A 19,951-nucleotide genomic window follows, 5' to 3' on the forward strand; every position below is an offset into this window, starting at 1 on the left:
TCTTCTCTTACTTCTATCTTAAAACCCTAAAATCATTTTTGCTATCGAAAAATAAATCAAAATGCCACAAATATCATTACTGGTTGTAATAAACGGACCAGTTGCCAATGCGGGATCAATACCAAATTTATCCAGCAATAACGGGATAAAAGTCCCTATTAATGAAGCAATAATAATTACTGAAATTAATGCTACGCAGATAATAACGCCAATTATCATTTCAACATCCAATAGAAAATGACTTCCTAAAAATAATATTGTAGCCAGAATCAATCCATTTAATAAACTTAGGGAAACTTCCTTAACTAATCTATTAAATAGCGATCCGCTCAACGTATTATTAGCCAAACCCTGTACAATAATTGCCGAGGATTGTACACCGACATTTCCTGCCATCGCAGCAATAAGGGGCGTGAAAAAGAATAAATTACCATGTTGCAGCATTGCGCCTTCAAACAATCCCAACACTTTTACGGAGATAAAACCGCCTAAAAGAGCCAAAACTAACCAAGGCAACCGTGCTTTTGTATGTTCGAATATGCTGTCATCTGCCTCAACATCTTGCGAGATACCTGCAGCCAACTGGTAATCCTGATCGGCTTCATCCTTGATTACATCCACAATGTCATCAATAGTGATTCGACCCACTAACCTTCCTAATTCATCTACAACAGGAATAGCTTCTAAATCATATTTCTGCATAATTCGGGCTACCTCAACATCTTCTGTATCTACTTTTACGGAGTTTAATTTCCGGATGTACACATCATTAATTGGGGTTCTGGAAGAAGTGGTCAATAAATCCTTGAGGGATAAACGCCCTTTCAATCGGTCTTCATCATCCACCACATAAATCGAATGGACTCTGGAGATATTTTCGGCCTGAATGCGCATTTCTTTGACACAAGTAAGCACATTCCAATTTTCATTGACTTTTACCAATTCCTTGTGCATGATTCCACCGGCGGTATCTTCGTCATAGCGCAATAAGTCAACAATATCTTTGGCATGTTCTACATCCTGAAGTTCTGATATTACTTCGGCTTTCAAATCTTGTGAAAGCTCCGCTATAATATCAGCTGCATCATTGGTTTCCAGCTCATCTAACTCTTCTGCAATTTCTTTTGGCGAAAGCCTGCTTAATATATTTTCCCGCAAATCATCTTCTAGTTCCAGAAGAATTTCAGCAGTTTTTTCACTGTCTAATACTTTAAAAATATAGGTCGCTTCATTAAAATCAAGCTCATCGAGAATTTCAGCAATATCAGCATGGTGCATATCATTCAATAATACTTCCAGTTGCTGGTCGTTTTTGTTTTGAATGAGTTGCTCTAATTCCTGAATTAATCCTTTGCTGATTTTAAACTCCATCGGCTTCTATTTTTTGGGTGAGTGCTATAAACTGTGCTACATTTAATTGTTCTGGTCGAAGGTTGAAAATTTCATCCTCTCTCAAACTATCCGACAAATTTAAGGTTTTTAAACTATTTCGTAACGTTTTACGTCTCTGCTGAAAAGCAGTTTTCACTACAGTAAAAAACAATTTTTCACCACATGGCAAGCTGTAATCTTTTTTTCTGCGCAAACGTAAAACACCTGATTTTACCTTTGGCGGTGGAATAAAAACATGTTCGTCTACCGTAAATAAATACTCGGCATCATAAAAAGCCTGTACCAAAACCGACAGTATTCCATACGCTTTTGTTCCCTTTTTTTCACAAATGCGTTGTGCCACTTCTTTCTGGAACATTCCGGCAAATTCCGGAATTTGGTGCCGATATTCCAATGTTTTAAAAACAATTTGTGTCGAAATGTTATACGGGAAATTCCCAATGATTGCGAACTGCTTTCCTTCAAAAACTTCGTTAATGTTGTATTTTAGGAAATCTTTAGAAATAATTTTATCTTTTAATTTTGGATAATTTTCGTCTAAATACGTCACTGATTCCGCATCGATTTCAATAACGTAGGTGTTCACCGGTTTATCCAACAAATATTTTGTCAAAACGCCCATTCCTGGTCCTATCTCCAGTACATCATCATACCCTTCTAAGTTCAATGTATCTGCAATGTCTTTGGCAATACTTTCGTCTTTCAAGAAGTGTTGTCCGAGGTGTTTTTTTGCTTTTACTTTTTCCATGTTTGTCTTTGCGAGGCACGAAGCAATCTCACTTTATTGTTAGGTTTATTTTGCCCCTAAGGCACTACTGTATTGTATTAAATATCCAGAAAACTATCGAAAAATCAATATTGCAACTACTTCTTATATCCTGTTTTTCCTCGTTCTGGAATGATTTCTTTCTTTTCCATAAGTTCATCTACATATTGAAAAACGAGTTCTATGTTTTTTCCCTGATTTTCAATTTTCTTTTTCATTGTTTCAAAATCAATACGTAAATCCGAATTATCGGAGAGCATTTGCCTCGTTTTTGTAAATATCCGCATTATCTGAATATTGGTTTGAATTGCTTTTTCACTATTCAAAACACTCGATAACATTAATACGCCGTGTTCTGTAAAAGCCATCGGAGCATATCGCAAACCCATCTTTTCAGAATTGGAGGTCGCAAATTGCGACCTCCAATTATATTTACTTTTACAATTTGAACTTAATATCGTAATTTCCCACTTCAAGATTTATTATTCCCAAACTGAACACTAAAAAGACGAACACTGAACACTTTTTTAATAATCCGCAATCAATTCTAATTCCGTTCTAAACGCCAGCATTTTGTCTCCAAACAGCTTCGCTCCTTCTTCACGAAAAGCCGGTGCGTCCTCCAGATAATATTTCTCCAAAGTGTCTTTGCTGTCCGTCACATATTGAACGGAATAGGTAACTCCGCCCATTTCTTCTTCAATTAAAACCCGTACCATTCTTGCCGAAGAGAATTTTCCTGTAGCCAGAATTTCTGGAATGTGCTTGTGTTGCATCCAAATCATCCATTGATCGTGCACGCTTTCGTGTATGTTTGTAGTAACGTTGTATAGTATCATTTTTTTGTTTAATTGGTTAACTGGTTAATCGATTAAACAGTTAAACTTTTTTATAAATTAGTATCTCCCCTCAATTGCCTGAATTTCTTTCTGGCTTCCACAAAATAAATACTGTCCTGATGATTAAAAATAATCTTCTCATACAAAGGTTTCGCTTTATCAGGCAATAGCAGTTGTTTTTTATATATCTCTGCCGAAAAATACAGCGCTTCGTCTATGTAAATCCCATCGCTATACTGATCCATAATCGTTTGGTATTGGCTTAAAGCCAAAGTAAAATCGCCCGTTTCTTCGTAAATATTTCCCAAACGCAACAACGTCACGGCTTCTATTTGCTGACCTTTATGATTTTTTAAAATCGATAGAAACTGCGTTATCGCTTCCTGATTCCTATTTTGATACAACAGATAATCTCCTTTGGCAAATTGTTTCAAAGCCGTTTGTGTCGAATCAACGACCGTATTGTCATTGATTAACAGAAAATATTCCAAAGCATCATTCGCAATCAACTGTGTATTGGCTGATTTCAATTCCTTAAATTGTTTCAACGCCCAAGCAAAATCAGCTTTAAAATAACTCGTTTTTGCGGCTTTCAAACTGGCTTCATGCGCCATTACATCATTCTTCAAGTCCAATTCAATCTGCGAATAATAGATCAACGCCTGATTGAATTTTTCTTCGTACAACAAAATATCTGCCAGTTCCATTTTGGCATCAGCCACCTGATAATCATTCAATTGCAATTCCAGCGCTCTCTTGATTATTGCCTTTCCTTCCTCCGGTTTTTTTAACTTAAATGCCGTGAAATGTGCCTGAATCAGCTGCAAAGATAAGGTAAAAGGACTTATTTCAAATTGTTTCATCAAACCGTCTAATTCTTTGCTGATCGCGGCAAAGTCTTTTTCGGTTGCTTTTTCAATTTTCATCGCAATCAAATACGAATTCGCTTGGATCAGCAATTCTAAATCTAGTGTGTTTTGCAATACAAACCCTAAAATTTCCTTTGCCGCTTCCTCATTCTCTTCTTCAATTGCCAGTTGCCCTAAATTTACAATCGTAGCAAGCGATTCCGGATTGCGTTTATAAATGGCTTTTTGCTGAATAAATGCTTTCCCAAATTCCTTTTCCTGCACATAAAACCAACTCAGATAATGGTTCCAAAAAATGTCTTGATTTTTCTGCGTCCTTACAATTAAAGCTTTACGCAACAATTCATTGAAATTTGCATCGCCTTCATCAGCCATAAAACGAACCAGTTGATTTTGGATTCGAATGGAGTTTTGAGGATTAGCAAACGCTTCATCCAGAAAAGTGGAAATCATCATTTCTATATTAGACAATTGACCGTAAAGCAATCCTATTTGATAATTGAAATTAAAATTAGGCTCTAATTCTACTGCGATTTGGTAGGATTTCAGCGCGTATTCAAGTAGCACTTTTCGCTCAAAAGTGTTTGAAATTCCGTACACTTGATTTGGGTTTTTTCTGATGCGGTCTAATGCCTGATCGTAGTACATCTTGGCTTTATCATCATTTTTTTGCAACTGAAAATTATATCCTAATTCTACCAGAAGATTTCCTTGATTGTACTTGTCAAGTCTTTCTTGAATGGCTTTTTCGGCACTTTCAAACTCTTGCAATTGCTGTGAACAATCGATTATTCTTAAAAAATACTGAGAGTTTAATGGAATCTCTTGCAGTAATTCTTCATAACTGATTTTGGCTTTTTCAAAATCGCCCTTGTCATAATAATACTGTGCCAATTGTTCGTTTTGGGCGAAAGCGAATAGCGATAAAAACAGGTGTATTAAGAGAACGATTTTTTTCATTTTTTATCTGTTTTTCTAATTCAGATTAGGTGTTGGAATACATATTCGTGTCTTTATTCATTTCCTTTTTTAATCCATTTTCCAACTTCCGGTGCGGTGTAATTTTCCATTTTGTTCAGCAATTCTTCCGCATTATCACTAACCAAAATCATCTTTTGATTGATTTCTTTTAAAAAACCGTTATCAACCATTTTTTGGATGAATTGCAATAATAAATCATAAAATCCATCAACGTTTAAAATCCCAATGGGTTTCTTATGAAGTCCGAGTTGCCCCCACGTGAGCATTTCGAAAAACTCCTCTAAAGTTCCAAATCCACCAGGCAATGCAATTACGCCATCGCTTAATTCATTCATTCTGGTTTTTCTTTCGTGCATACTTTCCACAATGATTAACTCGGTCAAATTATCGTGAGCCACTTCCTTAGACATCAAAAAACGGGGTAAAACACCAAATACTTTTCCGTTTTCACTCAAAACACCGTCAGCAACCGCACCCATTAAACCAACTTTTGCGCCACCGTAAACCAAATCAATGTTCTTCTTAGCCATTACCTGTCCCAGTACTATCGCTTGAACCTCATAATTTTTTTCATTCCCAAAACTGGAGCCACAGAACACCGTAATCTTTTTCATCAACAAAATATTTTTCAGTAGTGTTTTAACTAATTGATACTATCAAATCCGCAATAAGCACGCAAAACCTCAGGAATTACGATTCCTTCCGGAGTTTGGTAATTTTCTAAAAGTGCTGCCAAAACTCTTGGCAAAGCCAATGAACTTCCGTTTAAGGTGTGTGCTAATTGATTTTTTCCATCTTTATCTCTAAAACGTAATTTCAACCGATTTGCTTGAAAAGTCTCAAAATTAGAAACCGAACTGATTTCTAACCAACGGTCCTGTGCAGTAGAAAACACTTCGAAATCATAGGTTAACGCTGCTGTGAATCCCATATCGCCGCCACAAAGACGCAATATTCTGTAGGGTAATTTCAATTCCTGCAAAATACTTTTTACATGCTCCACCATTCCGTCCAAGGCTTCATACGATTTATCGGGATGCTCTACACGAACAATCTCGACTTTGTCAAATTGATGTAAACGGTTCAATCCACGTACGTGCGCACCATAAGAACCTGCTTCACGACGAAAACAAGGCGTGTAAGCCGTGGTCAAAACCGGTAATTCACTTTCGTTTAAAATTACATCCCGAAACAAATTCGTTACTGGAACCTCAGCAGTTGGAATTAAGTATAAATCATCGGTTTTATCATGGTACATTTGCCCTTCTTTGTCGGGCAATTGTCCCGTTCCATAAGCAGATGCTTCGTTTACCATGTGTGGCACCTGAACTTCGTTATATCCTGCAGCGGTATTTTTGTCCAGAAAATAATTGATCAAAGCACGTTGTAATTTTGCTCCTTTTCCTTTATAAACCGGAAATCCTGCGCCTGTGATTTTTACTCCCAATTCAAAATCGATAATGTCGTATTTTTTTACCAATTCCCAGTGTGGTTGCGCGCCTTCATGCAAAACTGGGATTTCCCCTTCTTCAAAAACGTTCAGGTTTTCCTCCGGTGTTTTTCCAATAGGAACAATATCAGCAGGAAGATTGGGTAAGGTATATAATTTTTCTAAAAGTTCAGCGGCAAGTGCATCAGCAGTTTCGGCTAATTTCTTGCTTTTCTCTTTATTTAAAACAGTTTTTTCTTTTAAGATTGCGGCTTTAGATTTCTCTCCCGCTTTCATCAATTCGCCAATATCCTTGGATAATTTATTAGATTCGGATAAAATGCTGTCTAGCTCCACTTGCGTAGCGCGACGTTTTTCATCCAGTTGTACCACTTCTTCAACAACACTTGTAGCATCGATATTTCTCTTTGCCAAAGCGGTGATTACTTTTTCCTGATTCTCTCTAATAAATGCGATTTGTAACATAGCTTGATTTTTTTAACGCTAACTTATATATTAATGGAAGCAAATTTAGGGAAATGTTTGGTAGTATGAGATAAAAATTTTATCAAAAATCGAATTAAAAAGGGGAATTGCACCGCCATTTTTTGCGCGCCTATAGATTTAAATAAAATAAATAATCGAGAAAGTTTTTTGTGTAGTTTTAATGACCCGATTATAAATTTTTGCAGCAATTTGAACAATACATTATTTAAGTACAACATTTATAGCACGTTGAACGTATTGTAAAAAAACATAATTTTGAGTAGCTATTTTTACTTATTAGAAAATAATAAAGTAGTAGGGAGTCGATTGTACAAATCAAATTTGAAATCGTTATGAGTAATACTATTAACCGTAGAAATTTATTTAATTTAATACTAAATAAATTAAAAATTAATCAGGATACCAAAGATCCATTATTTGAAAAATATTCCCGAAAAATATTTACAGGCAGAAGATATCAAAGCGTTAAAAGCGCTACAAAATCGGCTTTTACCGATAGAGTAGTTCCTGTTAACAGTGGATTAAATCCCTACAGCGGTAGTTGGGGCAAGCAAGAAGTACTGCATTTGCTAAAACGTACTGGTTATGGTTTTAGAAAAGCCGATGTTGATGTGTTACTCGCTTTAAATATGACAAATGCAGTCAATGCCGTGTTGAACATCAGCACTACTGCGCCTGCGCCTCCCGTAAATTCATACAATAATTATTCTCCAGATGAGAGCAACTTGCCCTACGGAGCTGACTGGACAAATGACCCATTGCCTGCGGGAACCAATACCACTAACTCGAGAAGAATAGATTCATTATCACAGTGGAATTTTGGTTTAGCTTGTAATCAAAATTTGACTATTAAGGAAAAAATGACTTGGTTTTGGTATCATTTTATTCCAGTAGATTTTGACACCGTACGCAGTACACCATTTTCGTATGCGGGCAGTAATTCATGTCGCATATTGTACTCCTACATGAAAATGTTTCGAGATAATCCGCTTGGAAATTACAAAACACTGATCAGAAAAATGGCTACACAGCCCGCTATGATGTACTATTTAAATAATCAAGCCAACACAAAAACATCTCCAGACGAGAATTTTGCACGAGAGCTTATGGAGCTTTTTACTCTAGGAAAAGACCCATTAAGCCAGTATACTGAAGCTGATGTGTTACAAGCAGCAAAAGTTTTAACAGGATGGAGAGTTGTAAATTTAAATACAGCAACACCCAGCACTAATTTTGACACCAATTTTCATGATACGAGCAATAAGCAGTTCTCCTCGTTTTTTAACAATATCGTTATTAGCAATGCTGGTGCTTCAGAGTTAGATGCTTTGATTGATATGATTTTCACTAAATCACAAGTAGTTTCAGAATATATTTGCCGCCGATTATATCGCTATTTTATCTATTACGATATCGATGCCACAATAGAGTCAAACATCATTAAACCATTAGCACAAACATTTGTAGCTAACAATTGGGAAATCGCACCGGTATTAAACCAACTTTTCAAAAGCCAACATTTTTATGATATGGCCAATAGAGGCGTTTACATTAAATCGCCTTTTGATCTGGTCATTGGTAGTTTGCGGACTTTTAACTTGAATTATACGGTTACAGACGCAACTAATTTTGAAGCACAATACAGAGTTTGGAGTTACTTCAACAATACTGTTTTGAGCGGTTTAGAACAAACTATGGGGAAAATTCCAAATGTTTCCGGTTGGGTTGCTTTTTATCAAAATCCGTCTTTTCATGAATATTGGATCAATTCCAGTACCACTCAAAAAAGATTCGATTTCTTAAATAAAATTTTCAACGGTTACAATCTTACTTACAACTTGCTCACAACTCGGATAGAAGTAGATATAATAGGTTTTATTCAACAATTTAGTCCTGCTATTTGTGCTAATCCAGATTTATTAGTTGCTGAATCTATACAGTACTTACTGCCCATTGATATTAGTAGTACACAAAAAGAGCAAATAAAAATTCAATCGCTACTTTCCAATCAAACAAGCAATGATTACTGGACCTCAGCTTGGACACTTTACCTAAATGACACGTCAAATACAACCAATAGAAACATTGTGAAATCTCGACTTAAATCCTTGCTTGTGACTCTTACTCAACTTGCTGAATACCAATTAATGTAATCTTTTGAAGTTATGAAAAGAAGAAGTTTTATAAAAACAAGTGCATTAGCCTCCATCCCTTTAGCTTTGAATGGAATTCCTGTAATGGCGTCAGCTTCAATTGAAAGTAATGCATTAGATGTTTTGGCAAACGCAGCGGTAAATTGCGGGAAAATTTTGGTTATCATTCAAATGAATGGCGGTAACGATGGGTTAAATACCGTTTTCCCTTTAGATAAATGGACAAATTTAAATAACGCACGTTCGAATATATTGATGAACCAAAATTCTGTTCTGCCACTGGCCAATAATACCACTACTGGCATACACCCTGCAATGTCTGAAATGAAAACTTTGCACGATAATGGCAAATTAATGATTGTTCAAGGGGTTTCCTATCCCAATCCAAGTTTCAGTCATTTTAGAGCAACTGATATTTGGTTTACAGCTTCTAATAGCAATCAAACCCTTGATGATGGCTGGCTAGGACGATCGCTAAATACCATATATCCTAATTTCCCTATTGGTTATCCTAATAGCGCCATGCCTGATCCATTAGCTATTCAAATAGGTTCTACTTTGCCTTTTTCTTTACAGGGACCTACTATTAATATGGGTTATAATGCTCCGGATCCAAATGCACTTTTGAACGTTATTAATCAAATTACGGATCCCGCACCTAATTCTGATTACGGAACGGAGTTGACTTTTTTACGTTTAATGAAAGACCAAAGCAATGTGTATCGCACTGCAATACAAACTGCTTTTAACACTGCTCAGTCACAAACCGCAACATATCCCAGTGCTAATAAACTAGGTGATCAATTAAAAATTGTTGCTAAATTAATCAACGGCGGATTACAAACTCCTATTTACATTGTCAATCACCCTAATACATCTGATTTACACAGTGGTCAAGTGGATGCTGCTGATAAGACCAAAGGTGCTCATGCTACAAATCTCAGTATTTTATCGCAGGCAATACATGCATTTCAACAAGATTTAGAGCTTATGGGGAAATCAAATTTAGTAACAGGAATGACTTTTAGCGAATTTGGTCGAAGAATTAAAAGCAACGGAAGCCTTGGTACCGATCATGGAGCTGGAGCACCTGTGATTTTCTTTGGAGCCGCCTTGAATACAGGATCTAGTTCTATAACAGCTCAAAATCCAGTTTCAGGAATGATGGGAACCTCACCAAACATACCTTTAAACCCAACCGTTTCAGACCAGATTGCGATGCAATTTGACTTTAGACAAATTTATTCTTCGATTATGCAAGATTGGTTGTGTATGAGTGAAGCACAAACTGCGGAAGTTTTGGGTGGCACTTTTACAAAATTAGCCCTGTTCAAAACTGCAACTTTAGACACCGTTTCTTATGAAAATGAGCACTTTTTTGTTGTTTATCCAAATCCAATTATAAACAATACTATCAATATTAATTTTAAAGATAGTTTAAGTGATTACATAAATGTGCAGTTGTTTACGATTCAAGGAACAAAAATCTTCCAAAAATCTTTCAGAGTAAACGGAAATACCTTAACATTTTCGCCAGATAATACCTTGGCATCTGGAATCTACATCTTAGAAATAGAATACAACAACTATAAATTTCACACCAAAGCGATTGTGTCTTGATAGATTAAGAATGGAATGCTTTAAGTTACTTCATAGAAAAACACAAATGTAAAACACAGAGATTCGCTACGTTATACTTTAACTCTCTCCACGTTTATTTGTACTTTTTCTATGTAAAATAACTACTCCCTTTTAATCTCATGTCCCACAAATTCTTCTAAGGTTGCAAACATATCATCTACAGAAAGAACTTCAAAATCTGGGTGTGTTTTTAAGAAAGTAGCATTCAACGTAATCAAGTTTTCTTCAATTTCGAAAAAAGTGTCGTTGTTAAGCAAATCTCGAGTAGAATTTACGCCTTCGAGTTTTCCTTTCAGAAATTTATTCAGCTTGACACTGCTCATTAATTTCACTTTTTTGGATTGTTGTTGAAACAATTCCAAGTGCTTTTCAGTACCAATCAAAGCCAAACCTTCTTCGATCAATTCGTTTAGTTCTTTATCCCAACCCGAATTGTGAACAAATTGAGCAAAATTTCCTTCGGTATATTGTGAGGTATAATAATCTAAATAATAACTCATTATGGCATCTTCGTGAATCAAATCATCGTTCACGCCTTCCTCACGCATTAAGTTGATTACCGATATATTAGAGTGAATTACATCTTGGAGATTTCCACTGTTCATTGCTGTTTCTGAAATAATTATTCTACCGAATTCCATAGGTTTTGTATTTGAATATGTGCTGCAAATTTCGGGCAAAATAGTGAAGAATCGAAATGTTTTTTTTTAGCCACAGATTAGCACCGATTGATTAGCGCAACCATTTAAATGACATCAGATTCGTCACTACGCTTTTTCTGATTCATTTTGGTAACCAACGCTTTCAAACGCATGGCTTTTTCTTTTTTTTCTTCTTGAAGTTTGGTCTTTTTCCGATTGAGCAATTTGGTATGCAACGCCTTATTTTTGGTGTTTTTTTCGGGTCCTTTTGCCATGGTTTACAGTATTCTTTAATTCTGTTTACAAAGATATGAAAAACAGATTCGTTGTATTTGTTTCATTTCCTGGTACAGTCGCTTTACTTTGCTCTTAGAAGTAAGGAGGTACTCGTTGTAAAAGAGCACAAGATGTAGCGAGAGACTTCGCACAGCTTGAATCGGTTCAGATTTTCTCTTTTTTCAATTACAATCTTTTAGCTTTTTTTGAAATTGTATTTTGATTTTAATCCTTCTATTAATTTTTCTATTTCGTTATCAAATTCCACATAGACTGTTTCTTTTGTAATATTTTGTTCGGCAAGTTTTTCAAGTAAGTCTTTTTTAGATTTAGGATTAATAGTGTATTTTAGTAATAAATCCTGTAAATCTGTTTGCTCTTCCAATGGGATAAGACATTTGTTGAAATCTTGAATTGAGAATTTGCCTTTTTGAACTGCAATTCTTTTCATTGCTATTTTGTCTTCATATTTTTTTACTAAAAAAGAACTGCTATTAGAAATGATATTTAAATTTTCTTCATAAGGGTTTACTGGGAAATGATCATCACAATTCCAATTTAATGGTGTTTTATAAATCCAAAATTGACCAATTTCTGTTTCTTCACTTTCAACAGCAAAAAAAAGAGCAATTTCAGGTTCTAAACTCCAGTCTAAAAGCCGAGTTGGAATTCTGAAATGTTGCATTTGTTCAAGCCATCTCCAATCATTTTCATAATCTAAAATTTCATTATTTAGATGAATAATATTTCTGTAATCAGAAATATTAGTAACCAATTGTTTAAAATCAATAATTAAATTTGCTTCAAGTTCTTGTATTTCTTTAGCAGATTTGACTTTACGCGCAATGCCTGTTTCTAATTTATATGTATCTTTTGAATGTCCTCTATATAAAGGTTGAAATAACGGTTTGTATTGCCAGGAAAGTGTACCAGAAGACGCATAAGAAATAATATTTTCAAAATCTTTATAATCATTAATGTCAAATTTTTTCATAAATATTGTTATTTAGGATTGTTTTGTTTAAAACAAATTATTGCTTTATTGTTTTCTGGAGATTTCAGATATTATTTCATTTAACAATGTGTCATTTAAAGTTGGTTCAAATATTTTATAAAAACCGTTATTTAAAGATAAAACGTTAAAATCCCATTTGTCAATATATTTATTAAAAAAATCTTCAGACCAAGGCAATCCATTATTACTTGAAAGTTGCCACCAATCCCATTTATCAATGTATTTATTAAAAAGATCTTCAGACCAAGGTAATCCATTATTACTTGAGAGACTCAACCAACTCCATCGATGAATATATTTATTAAAAAAATCTTCAGACCAAGGCAATCCATTATTAGCTGAGAGATTCGACCAATACCATTTATCAATATATTTAATAAAAAAATCTTCAGACCAAGGTAATCCATCATTACTTGAGAGATTCAACCAGTTCCATTTATCAATATATTTATTAATAAAATCTTCAGACCAAATTAGTCCATTATTACTTGAGAGATTCATCCATTTTAATTCATTTTTAAAATTTTCAATAAATTCTTCGCTCAATTTAGCCCAAAGAGACAAACTAATCCATATACCAATTGATTTATCTTTATATTTTTCAATAAAATCAATTGACCATGGTAAAGCTTCACAATTAACATATAATAAGAATTTCCAATCAAATTTATCTTTATAGTTATCAAATAAATCAATATCCCAATGAATACTTTTATTTGCTCCTAATTCATTGAAATCCCATTTATCGGAATATTTTTCAATTAAAGATGGAGAAAATTTTATTTTGTTATTTGAACTTAATATTTTCCAATTAAGAATGTGTTGGTATTCCATTAACATTTCCTCATTAAATGGATAATTAGCTGAAATTAAATTGAAAAATGTTTTTTTATCTTTATCGAGATGGGAAATTCTAATTAATAAATTTTTAATTTTCTCTCTTTGTATTTTATTGTTTCCAAGACTCAATAATTTCTCACCAACAGCAATCTGCCTCTCAATTTTGGCTAATGAATTATTTACAGAAATTAATGATTTGTTGTTTTCTTCCATATTCTAGATAATTATTTCATTTTCTAATTCTTCAAGAATTTTATTAAACTCTTCTTTTGTTTTCTCAAAATAATTATCCCAATTTTTAATATGACTTATCTTGTTGAAAGCATCGGTATTCTTAATTGATAATAATATTTCTTCTAATTCATTACGTTTACGAATTAAATTTTCACGAATTATTTTAAGCTTATCTTTTTTGTCTATCGTTTCGCCTTGTGATTTGAAAATTCCTTTTTCTAAATCATTTAAGATTTGATTTACTTTTTTGAGGTTATTATTATCGTAAGCGTTTTTTAAATCCGTAAATATTTTGGTTGCCAATTCTTTTTGGTCGTCCGTTACTTTGTCAGGATGGCAAAGTTTTGTTGCCTTACGATAATTTTTCTTTAGTTCATTTTGTTTTTCTTCATCTAAAACAAAGGGTTTAGGCTCGTTTAATTTATCGTTATATGACTTTGAGAAATCTTCATAGTCAAATTTTGCTTCTTCGTATTCTTGCTGTTTTTGTTTATCTTTTATTGATTCTTTGGCAATTTTCTCGGCTACAACTTTTTTGTAATGAAGGATTTTGGTGATTAATCCCCCTAATTCTTCATTATATTTTAATTCAAAACTTCTAATGTTCTTTTCTATATCCGTTTTTTCGTCAGATAAACTTGAAATTTGATATTCAAGACTTCTAATTTCTAATTGTAATGCAGGAATTTCAGGGTCATTGTAAATACTTATCTTTTTGAATTCACTGGTAAATTTTTGAATTAAAACTACGGCTTGGCTGAATTCTTTTTTTGAACAATGATTTAATATAATGGTTAACGAGTCCAGTTTTTTATCTGAATGATTTTTAGGAATCAGACTTTTGGTTTTATCAATCTGATAATTAATATCTTCTAAATCTTCGAGCTTAATTACATTTACTAATGTTTCCAATCGTATAACAATCTTAATCCAATCTATTTCGGCATTTGGATTATAATACTTGTCTTTTATCTTGTCAAATTCCTGATTGAAATCTAAAATGAGATTGTAATCTTCTTCAATTACTGTTATGCTTTCGTGATTTGACTTTGCTTTTTGTGTCCAGTTATAAGACCCAAAAATTAAAATAGTATTGTCAATGATACAAAATTTGTTGTGCATCAAAGGAGCATAAGCACCTTCTTTGCCTATCCAAAATATTTGTCCTCCATCGTTTATTAAATCTCTATATTTTATATTGCTATCGTGATTTATTTCGTGATTTGCCATAAGTAATTCAACTTGAATTCCTTCTTTGGCTTTTTCGCAAAGAATATCGAATAGTTTCGTATCTGTAAACCAAGCAACTGCAATTCTAATACTTGTTTTCGAACTTTTTAAATTGTTTTCGATGTGTTTATGTATTTTCTCGAAGTACGCTTGTGATTTCATTAAATCTCTTGTATTTATTGGAAAGCTTGTATTTAGCTTTAAATTCTTTCTTCAAATTTACAGAAAAGAAAATTCATTACTTTACGGCTTTCCACATTATGTTAAAAAACATGGCTTTTTTGATTTTTACATTTTACAAGGTTCCTAAAACTACCATAGGCAGAATCGAAAGAGCAAAAACAAACACCACCATTAGAACTTTAGTAAAAATTGCCAACGCTCTGGAAATCGAGCCAAAAGAATTGCTCAATTTTCAAATAAAATAATTTTTACGTTGTTCCTTTATTCTGTTATTTCCCAACAAATTTGATTGTAAATATCGTCCGCACCTACGACACTTTATGTATATATCCTCAAATGTGGACGGATTAAAATCCGTCCCTAAATAATTGCCGAGCCTACGACTCTTATTGATGCGTGAAAGTTCCCTAGGAACGATTCATATTGTAGCAACGGATTATAATCCGTTGGCAGGTATAAATAAAAGGAATAAAGTTTATAGGAACGACACCTATTAAATTATTGGCGAAAATTTATAGAAATCCCAAATCCCCTAGCCCCGATAGCAGTGGAAATCCCACGCTTTTGGGCGTGGATTGCAACGAATAGCGGGAAATAGCTCCAAAAAATACAAACAATTTCTCCGTAGTACAGACAAGTCGCGAGCTGTTCTTATCCTAAAAAATATTTTGTTTTTTGCTGCCAAAAACATATAATTTTCAGAAATATTGGGACATGAAGGAAGCGAACTGATGCTAAGCAGCGACTTAAAATTATTTTTTGGCTACAAATCTGGTGTCGGTTTCCATTATGGTTCCACATTTTTCACAGGTTCGCATCTTTGTAGAAGTATAGAACTGTTCAAAATGAGGCAGGAAATCTTTCTCGATATTATGAAGTTCAAAATAGACTTCGTGCAGCTTATGATTACAAGTATCACAAAACCAAAGCAATCCGTCCGTGAATCCTTTTCCAGCTCTTTTTCTTTCGATGACAAGTCCTATAGAACCCTCGGAACGCACCGGAGAATGAGGGATTTTAGCAGGATGAAGATACATATCACCGGCGTGTAATTCCATTTCTTTGCGTTCCCCATCTTCTTGAATAATCACTTTGATGGAGCCTTCAAGCTGGTAAAACAATTCTTCAGTTTCGTTGTAATGGTAGTCTTTCCTGGCATTTGGGCCGGCAACAACCATGACGATATAATCACCGGATTCCGTGTATAAATTTTTATTACCAACGGGTGGTTTCAGCAGATGACGGTTTTCGTCAATCCATTTATTGAGGTTGAAAGGTTTTGCAATTGCCATTTTTTCTGAAGGTCAAAGTTTTTAAGGTACTAAGGTACTAAGATTTTAAATGATAGAACCTACTAATTCTCTCCAAAAGTACAAGCACTTTAGTTCCGTTTTTCCTTAATCAAATAAATATACACGGGAAAATGGTCGCTAAATCCTATTTCGGTGGGGGAATGCCGCAACGGATAGCCTTTGTATTGTCCGCTGGTTTGTATCAAAAAAGATTTGTTGTAAATTCCGGCTTTCCAATACCGAAAGCTAGAATAGTCTGATTGCAGTAAGGTTTCGGAAACCATTATTTGGTCAAAAATATCCCATGCATCACGAAATGCGATAGTTCCAAATCCTTTCTTGGCCATTTCCTCGAAGGGATTATAAATCCCAAACGGTAGCACGTCTGCTTTTTTTGCTTTGGCGCCAAGCCCAAATTTGACACTTCTATTATATGGTCCGTCATTCAAATCACCTAAAGTAATCACTTTTGCTTCTGGATTTATGCGTTGCAAAGAATCGATTATTTTTCGGTTTAATGCTCCAGCGGCTTCCCGGAACGGACTTGATTTTTTCTCGCCGCCAGAACGCGACGGCCAGTGATTGACTATGATATTGATTTCCTCTCCGTCCAGAAATCCGGTTACCAATAGCTGATCTCGTGTGTAAACCCGATAATTTTTGGTGCTTATTTGCAATTCGTCATCTGTTTTTTCTTCGGAATTGGCTTTAGAATTTTCGTTTGTGGTGGTTCCTTCTTTATAAATGTACAACGGAATGTTACTATAACTCGTGGGCTGAAATTTCTTTTTTTGATACAACAGCGCCACGTCAATTCCTCTTTTGTCCGGTGAATCAAAATGGATGATTCCGTAGTCTTTATCAATAAGTTTGGGCTGTTTTACTAAATCTTCTAAAACGCCTCTGTTTTCTATTTCACAACCGCCAATAAATGTGGGCGAATCCGTGTTTTCAGCTGAACCAATTTCAGCTAACACTCGGGCTAAGTTTCCCAATTTTTTTTGGTACTTCCCATAATTCCAGCGTTGCAACCCTTTTGGAGTCCACTCTTCGTCAAAAGTATCCGGATCGTTTATGGTGTCAAAAAGATTTTCAAAATTATAAAACGCAACGGTATGAATAACATATTTTTTTGGTTGCGCAGTATTTTTTGCAATTGGAAAGAATAAAAAAAGAATAGGAATCCAGTACGTAATTCTCATAAATATCATTTATTTACCGCTGTTGCTGAGATCCCTTTTAGAATCTGGTTATTGTAAAAATAGTCATTTGAGTGTGAACTTAGAATTATTTTCTAAATGTCTATCTTTGTTTTTGTCATTTAACGCCTTTATCATTAGAATTTCTCAGAAAAGCAATACCGCATGAATCAAAATCAATTTACTTTTACATCCCGTTATTCTATTTTATATCAATTGCTATTGCTTATTTTTGTGTTACAATCTTTCAACAGTCAAGCCCAATACAATATGATTACACCCCCTAGTTTACAAAAAGGAGATACCGTAGCTATTTTGGCAACAGCCCGAAAAAACACAGATGATAACTTGAAACCAGCTATTGATTTGCTGCACAGTTGGGGCCTGGAAGTGGTCATAGGCAGCACAATAGGTTTAGACAACAACCAATTAGCCGGGACTGACGAACAGCGAGCAACTGATTTTCAGCAGCAACTGGACAATCCAAACATCAAAGCCATTTGGTGCGTAAAAGGCGGATACGGAACCGTGCGTATGATTGATTTGTTAGATTTTACTGCGTTCAGAAAAAATCCGAAATGGATTATTGGCTTTAGTGATGTGACTGTTTTACACAATCACTTGAACACTATGGGTTTCAAATCCATTCACGGAATCATGCCGATAACCGCTCCAAGAGCCACTCCTGAAGCTATAAAAACTATGCGGACTGCTTTATTTGGTGAAAAACTATCCTACAATATAACGCCTTTTGTAATGAATAGACCCGGGAAAGCTACCGGAGAATTAGTGGGTGGAAATTTATCCATTCTATACAGTTTGTTGGGTTCACCCTCCGCGATTGATTGTTCCGATAAAATCTTGTTTCTAGAAGATTTAGACGAATATTTGTATCACATTGACCGTATGATGATGAATTTAAAACGAAATGGTTGCCTGGAAAGCGTCAAGGGAATTGTGGTAGGTTCGATGACAAAGATGAAGGATAATGATATTCCGTGGGGGAAAAATGCCATCGAAATTATCGAGGATGTAACCAAAAAATACTCTATTCCTATTTTGTATAATTTCCCGGCGGGACACATACAAGACAACAGAGCCTTAATTTTAGGCAATACTGTAACGATCAATGTCAGCGAGAAAAGCAGCACACTAGTTTTTGAATAAAGAAATCCTCCCTCCGGCTCCACTCCGAAGGAGGGAGAGACTAAACAGAAATAGACTCAGGATAATTGTTTGTAATATTACATATCATTTTGGGTTTTTGGTTATAAATTACCATTCTGAATTGTAGGAATTAATTTCACAGGTTTATTAACTGAAAATTTTTTTATGGCTGCACATAATGAACTTGGAAAACTAGGAGAAGAAATGGCAGTCGAATTTCTACGGAAAGACGGCTACACGATTTTGCAAACCAATTGGACCTTCCAAAAAGCCGAAATAGATATTCTCGCCCAAAAAGGAAACACACTTGCTGTTGTTGAAGTCAAAACGCGTTCCTCATTAGAATTTGGCTTACCACAAGATTTTGTAAAACCAAAAAAAATCCAGCTCCTTGTAAAGGCCGTTCATGCCTTTGTCAACAAAAGAAATTTAGATATAGATGTCCGTTTTGACATTATTGCAATACATAAAGAAGGCAAATCTTATGTCATTGAGCATCTTATCGATGCGTTTTATCATTTTTAATTCGTTTTTTTAATGTTATATTTGTAACAAATTGTTTTTTTATTTACATTTGCGTTATATGTACACACTGACTACGCGTATATTTACAACCACTAAAAAAATTAAATTATGAAAACTGTTTCTTCCATTGTAGAGAACTACATCAAAACAAAGCCATTTTTGTTGAATGCGTTATCATTAGGGATCATTAATCTGACCTCATTATCCCGGAATATAATGACTGAATTAGAAAGTGAATTTGGCAAGGAAGTAAAACAAGGCGCAGTGGTTATGGCTTTAAAAAGACTCACTGAAGAACTGGATTTCAGACTGAATCACAAGATCAATAAAGTAATTAAAAATATTGGGGAAATTACCGTTCGTTCTGCTTTGACGGATTATACATTTGCTGCTTCTGACACTGTTTTAAATAAACAAGCAGATTTAATTACCGATATTAATACGCTGCCGGATATTTTTTACACTTCGTCCAGAGGTGTGAATGAAACAAATATTGTGGTCAGCAACAGCATCAACAATTTGGTTGACAAGCATTTTGCTTCTGAGAAATTAATTCAAAAACTGGATAATCTGGCTTCGATTACCGTGAAATTACCGAAAGAAAACATCGTTGTTCCTGGGATTTACTATTTTATTTTCCAGCGTTTGGCTTGGGAAGGAATCATCATAAACGAAGTAATTTCGACTTCTAATGAATTCACAATTTTAGTAAGTGAAGAACAAGTAGATGTGGCTTTCAAAGTAATTAAGGATTTGAAGAATTAGAAAATTC

At 34.5% G+C, this 19,951-nt stretch carries 20 protein-coding genes; 6 read left to right on the top strand and 14 right to left on the bottom strand.

Features of this window, described 5'->3' with window-relative positions:
* Window positions 1-18: 18 nt before the first annotated feature.
* From mgtE to serS, 7 genes are all read right to left on the bottom strand, one after another.
* Window positions 19-1,371 carry a magnesium transporter gene (gene mgtE, locus EKL95_RS02675; protein WP_126552959.1) on the bottom strand — a complete coding sequence of 451 codons (1,353 nt, stop codon included), beginning with the start codon at window positions 1,369-1,371 and terminating at the stop codon, window positions 19-21.
* A complete protein-coding gene (gene rsmA / locus EKL95_RS02680) occupies window positions 1,361-2,140 on the bottom strand; it encodes a 16S rRNA (adenine(1518)-N(6)/adenine(1519)-N(6))-dimethyltransferase RsmA (protein WP_126457893.1) in 780 nt (259 codons plus the stop codon). Before rsmA ends, mgtE begins: the two co-directional genes overlap by 11 nt.
* A 116-nt stretch (window positions 2,141-2,256) precedes the next feature.
* Window positions 2,257-2,547, bottom strand: coding sequence for a hypothetical protein (locus tag EKL95_RS02685; protein ID WP_126563495.1), 291 nt, complete (start codon window positions 2,545-2,547; stop codon window positions 2,257-2,259).
* Between the two features lie 138 nt (window positions 2,548-2,685).
* On the bottom strand, window positions 2,686-2,997 hold the full coding sequence (locus EKL95_RS02690; RefSeq protein WP_126451918.1) for a DUF4286 family protein: 312 nt from the start codon (window positions 2,995-2,997) through the stop codon (window positions 2,686-2,688).
* 50 nt (window positions 2,998-3,047) lie between these two features.
* Complete coding sequence (locus tag EKL95_RS02695) at window positions 3,048-4,826, bottom strand: tetratricopeptide repeat protein (protein WP_126563496.1); 1,779 nt, start codon at window positions 4,824-4,826, stop codon at window positions 3,048-3,050.
* A gap of 53 nt (window positions 4,827-4,879) precedes the next feature.
* Window positions 4,880-5,461, bottom strand: a complete 582-nt coding sequence (locus EKL95_RS02700; RefSeq protein ID WP_126451916.1) for a TIGR00730 family Rossman fold protein — start codon at window positions 5,459-5,461, stop codon at window positions 4,880-4,882.
* 29 nt (window positions 5,462-5,490) lie between these two features.
* Window positions 5,491-6,762 (bottom strand): serine--tRNA ligase, encoded by a 1,272-nt coding sequence (gene serS / locus EKL95_RS02705; RefSeq protein WP_126451915.1) that lies wholly within the window; start codon window positions 6,760-6,762, stop codon window positions 5,491-5,493.
* A gap of 353 nt (window positions 6,763-7,115) precedes the next feature.
* On the opposite strand from serS, the gene EKL95_RS02710 reads away from it, so the two are divergent.
* Window positions 7,116-8,936 carry a DUF1800 family protein gene (locus EKL95_RS02710; RefSeq protein WP_126563497.1) on the top strand — a complete coding sequence of 607 codons (1,821 nt, stop codon included), beginning with the start codon at window positions 7,116-7,118 and terminating at the stop codon, window positions 8,934-8,936.
* A 12-nt stretch (window positions 8,937-8,948) separates the two neighbouring features.
* Window positions 8,949-10,556, top strand: a complete 1,608-nt coding sequence (locus EKL95_RS02715) for a DUF1501 domain-containing protein (protein ID WP_126563498.1) — start codon at window positions 8,949-8,951, stop codon at window positions 10,554-10,556.
* 122 nt (window positions 10,557-10,678) lie between these two features.
* Here EKL95_RS02715 and EKL95_RS02720 read toward each other — a convergent pair whose 3' ends face one another.
* From EKL95_RS02720 to EKL95_RS02735, 5 genes are all read right to left on the bottom strand, one after another.
* Complete coding sequence (locus tag EKL95_RS02720; protein WP_126563499.1) at window positions 10,679-11,218, bottom strand: DUF4375 domain-containing protein; 540 nt, start codon at window positions 11,216-11,218, stop codon at window positions 10,679-10,681.
* 104 nt (window positions 11,219-11,322) lie between these two features.
* Window positions 11,323-11,493 (bottom strand): hypothetical protein, encoded by a 171-nt coding sequence (locus EKL95_RS15015; protein ID WP_197037238.1) that lies wholly within the window; start codon window positions 11,491-11,493, stop codon window positions 11,323-11,325.
* Between the two features lie 197 nt (window positions 11,494-11,690).
* Entirely contained in the window at window positions 11,691-12,488 is a 798-nt protein-coding gene (locus tag EKL95_RS02725; RefSeq protein ID WP_126563500.1) for an FRG domain-containing protein, read from the bottom strand.
* Window positions 12,489-12,533: 45 nt separating this feature from the next.
* Window positions 12,534-13,562, bottom strand: a complete 1,029-nt coding sequence (locus EKL95_RS02730; protein WP_126563501.1) for a hypothetical protein — start codon at window positions 13,560-13,562, stop codon at window positions 12,534-12,536.
* A gap of 3 nt (window positions 13,563-13,565) precedes the next feature.
* Window positions 13,566-14,975, bottom strand: a complete 1,410-nt coding sequence (locus EKL95_RS02735; RefSeq protein ID WP_126563502.1) for a phospholipase D-like domain-containing protein — start codon at window positions 14,973-14,975, stop codon at window positions 13,566-13,568.
* A gap of 110 nt (window positions 14,976-15,085) precedes the next feature.
* Between EKL95_RS02735 and EKL95_RS02740 the strand changes: the two genes are divergently transcribed.
* A complete protein-coding gene (locus EKL95_RS02740; RefSeq protein ID WP_233589366.1) occupies window positions 15,086-15,241 on the top strand; it encodes a helix-turn-helix domain-containing protein in 156 nt (51 codons plus the stop codon).
* 507 nt (window positions 15,242-15,748) lie between these two features.
* Here EKL95_RS02740 and EKL95_RS02745 read toward each other — a convergent pair.
* A complete protein-coding gene (locus tag EKL95_RS02745) occupies window positions 15,749-16,288 on the bottom strand; it encodes a 3-hydroxyanthranilate 3,4-dioxygenase (protein WP_126451913.1) in 540 nt (179 codons plus the stop codon).
* Window positions 16,289-16,377: 89 nt separating this feature from the next.
* Window positions 16,378-17,490: an endonuclease/exonuclease/phosphatase family protein gene (locus tag EKL95_RS02750; protein WP_126563504.1), complete on the bottom strand. Its 1,113-nt coding sequence runs from the start codon at window positions 17,488-17,490 to the stop codon at window positions 16,378-16,380.
* Between the two features lie 162 nt (window positions 17,491-17,652).
* Between EKL95_RS02750 and EKL95_RS02755 the strand changes: the two genes are divergently transcribed.
* The 3 genes from EKL95_RS02755 (at window position 17,653) to EKL95_RS02765 (ending at window position 19,944) form a co-directional block, all read left to right on the top strand.
* Window positions 17,653-18,654: an LD-carboxypeptidase gene (locus tag EKL95_RS02755; RefSeq protein WP_126457871.1), complete on the top strand. Its 1,002-nt coding sequence runs from the start codon at window positions 17,653-17,655 to the stop codon at window positions 18,652-18,654.
* A gap of 165 nt (window positions 18,655-18,819) precedes the next feature.
* Window positions 18,820-19,179, top strand: coding sequence for a YraN family protein (locus EKL95_RS02760; RefSeq protein WP_126451910.1), 360 nt, complete (start codon window positions 18,820-18,822; stop codon window positions 19,177-19,179).
* 108 nt (window positions 19,180-19,287) lie between these two features.
* On the top strand, window positions 19,288-19,944 hold the full coding sequence (locus EKL95_RS02765; protein ID WP_126451909.1) for an aspartate kinase: 657 nt from the start codon (window positions 19,288-19,290) through the stop codon (window positions 19,942-19,944).
* Window positions 19,945-19,951 lie beyond the last annotated feature (7 nt).

Source organism: Flavobacterium sp. LB2P53 (assembly GCF_003970305.1).
In the GTDB taxonomy this organism is placed as follows: Bacteria; Bacteroidota; Bacteroidia; order Flavobacteriales; family Flavobacteriaceae; genus Flavobacterium.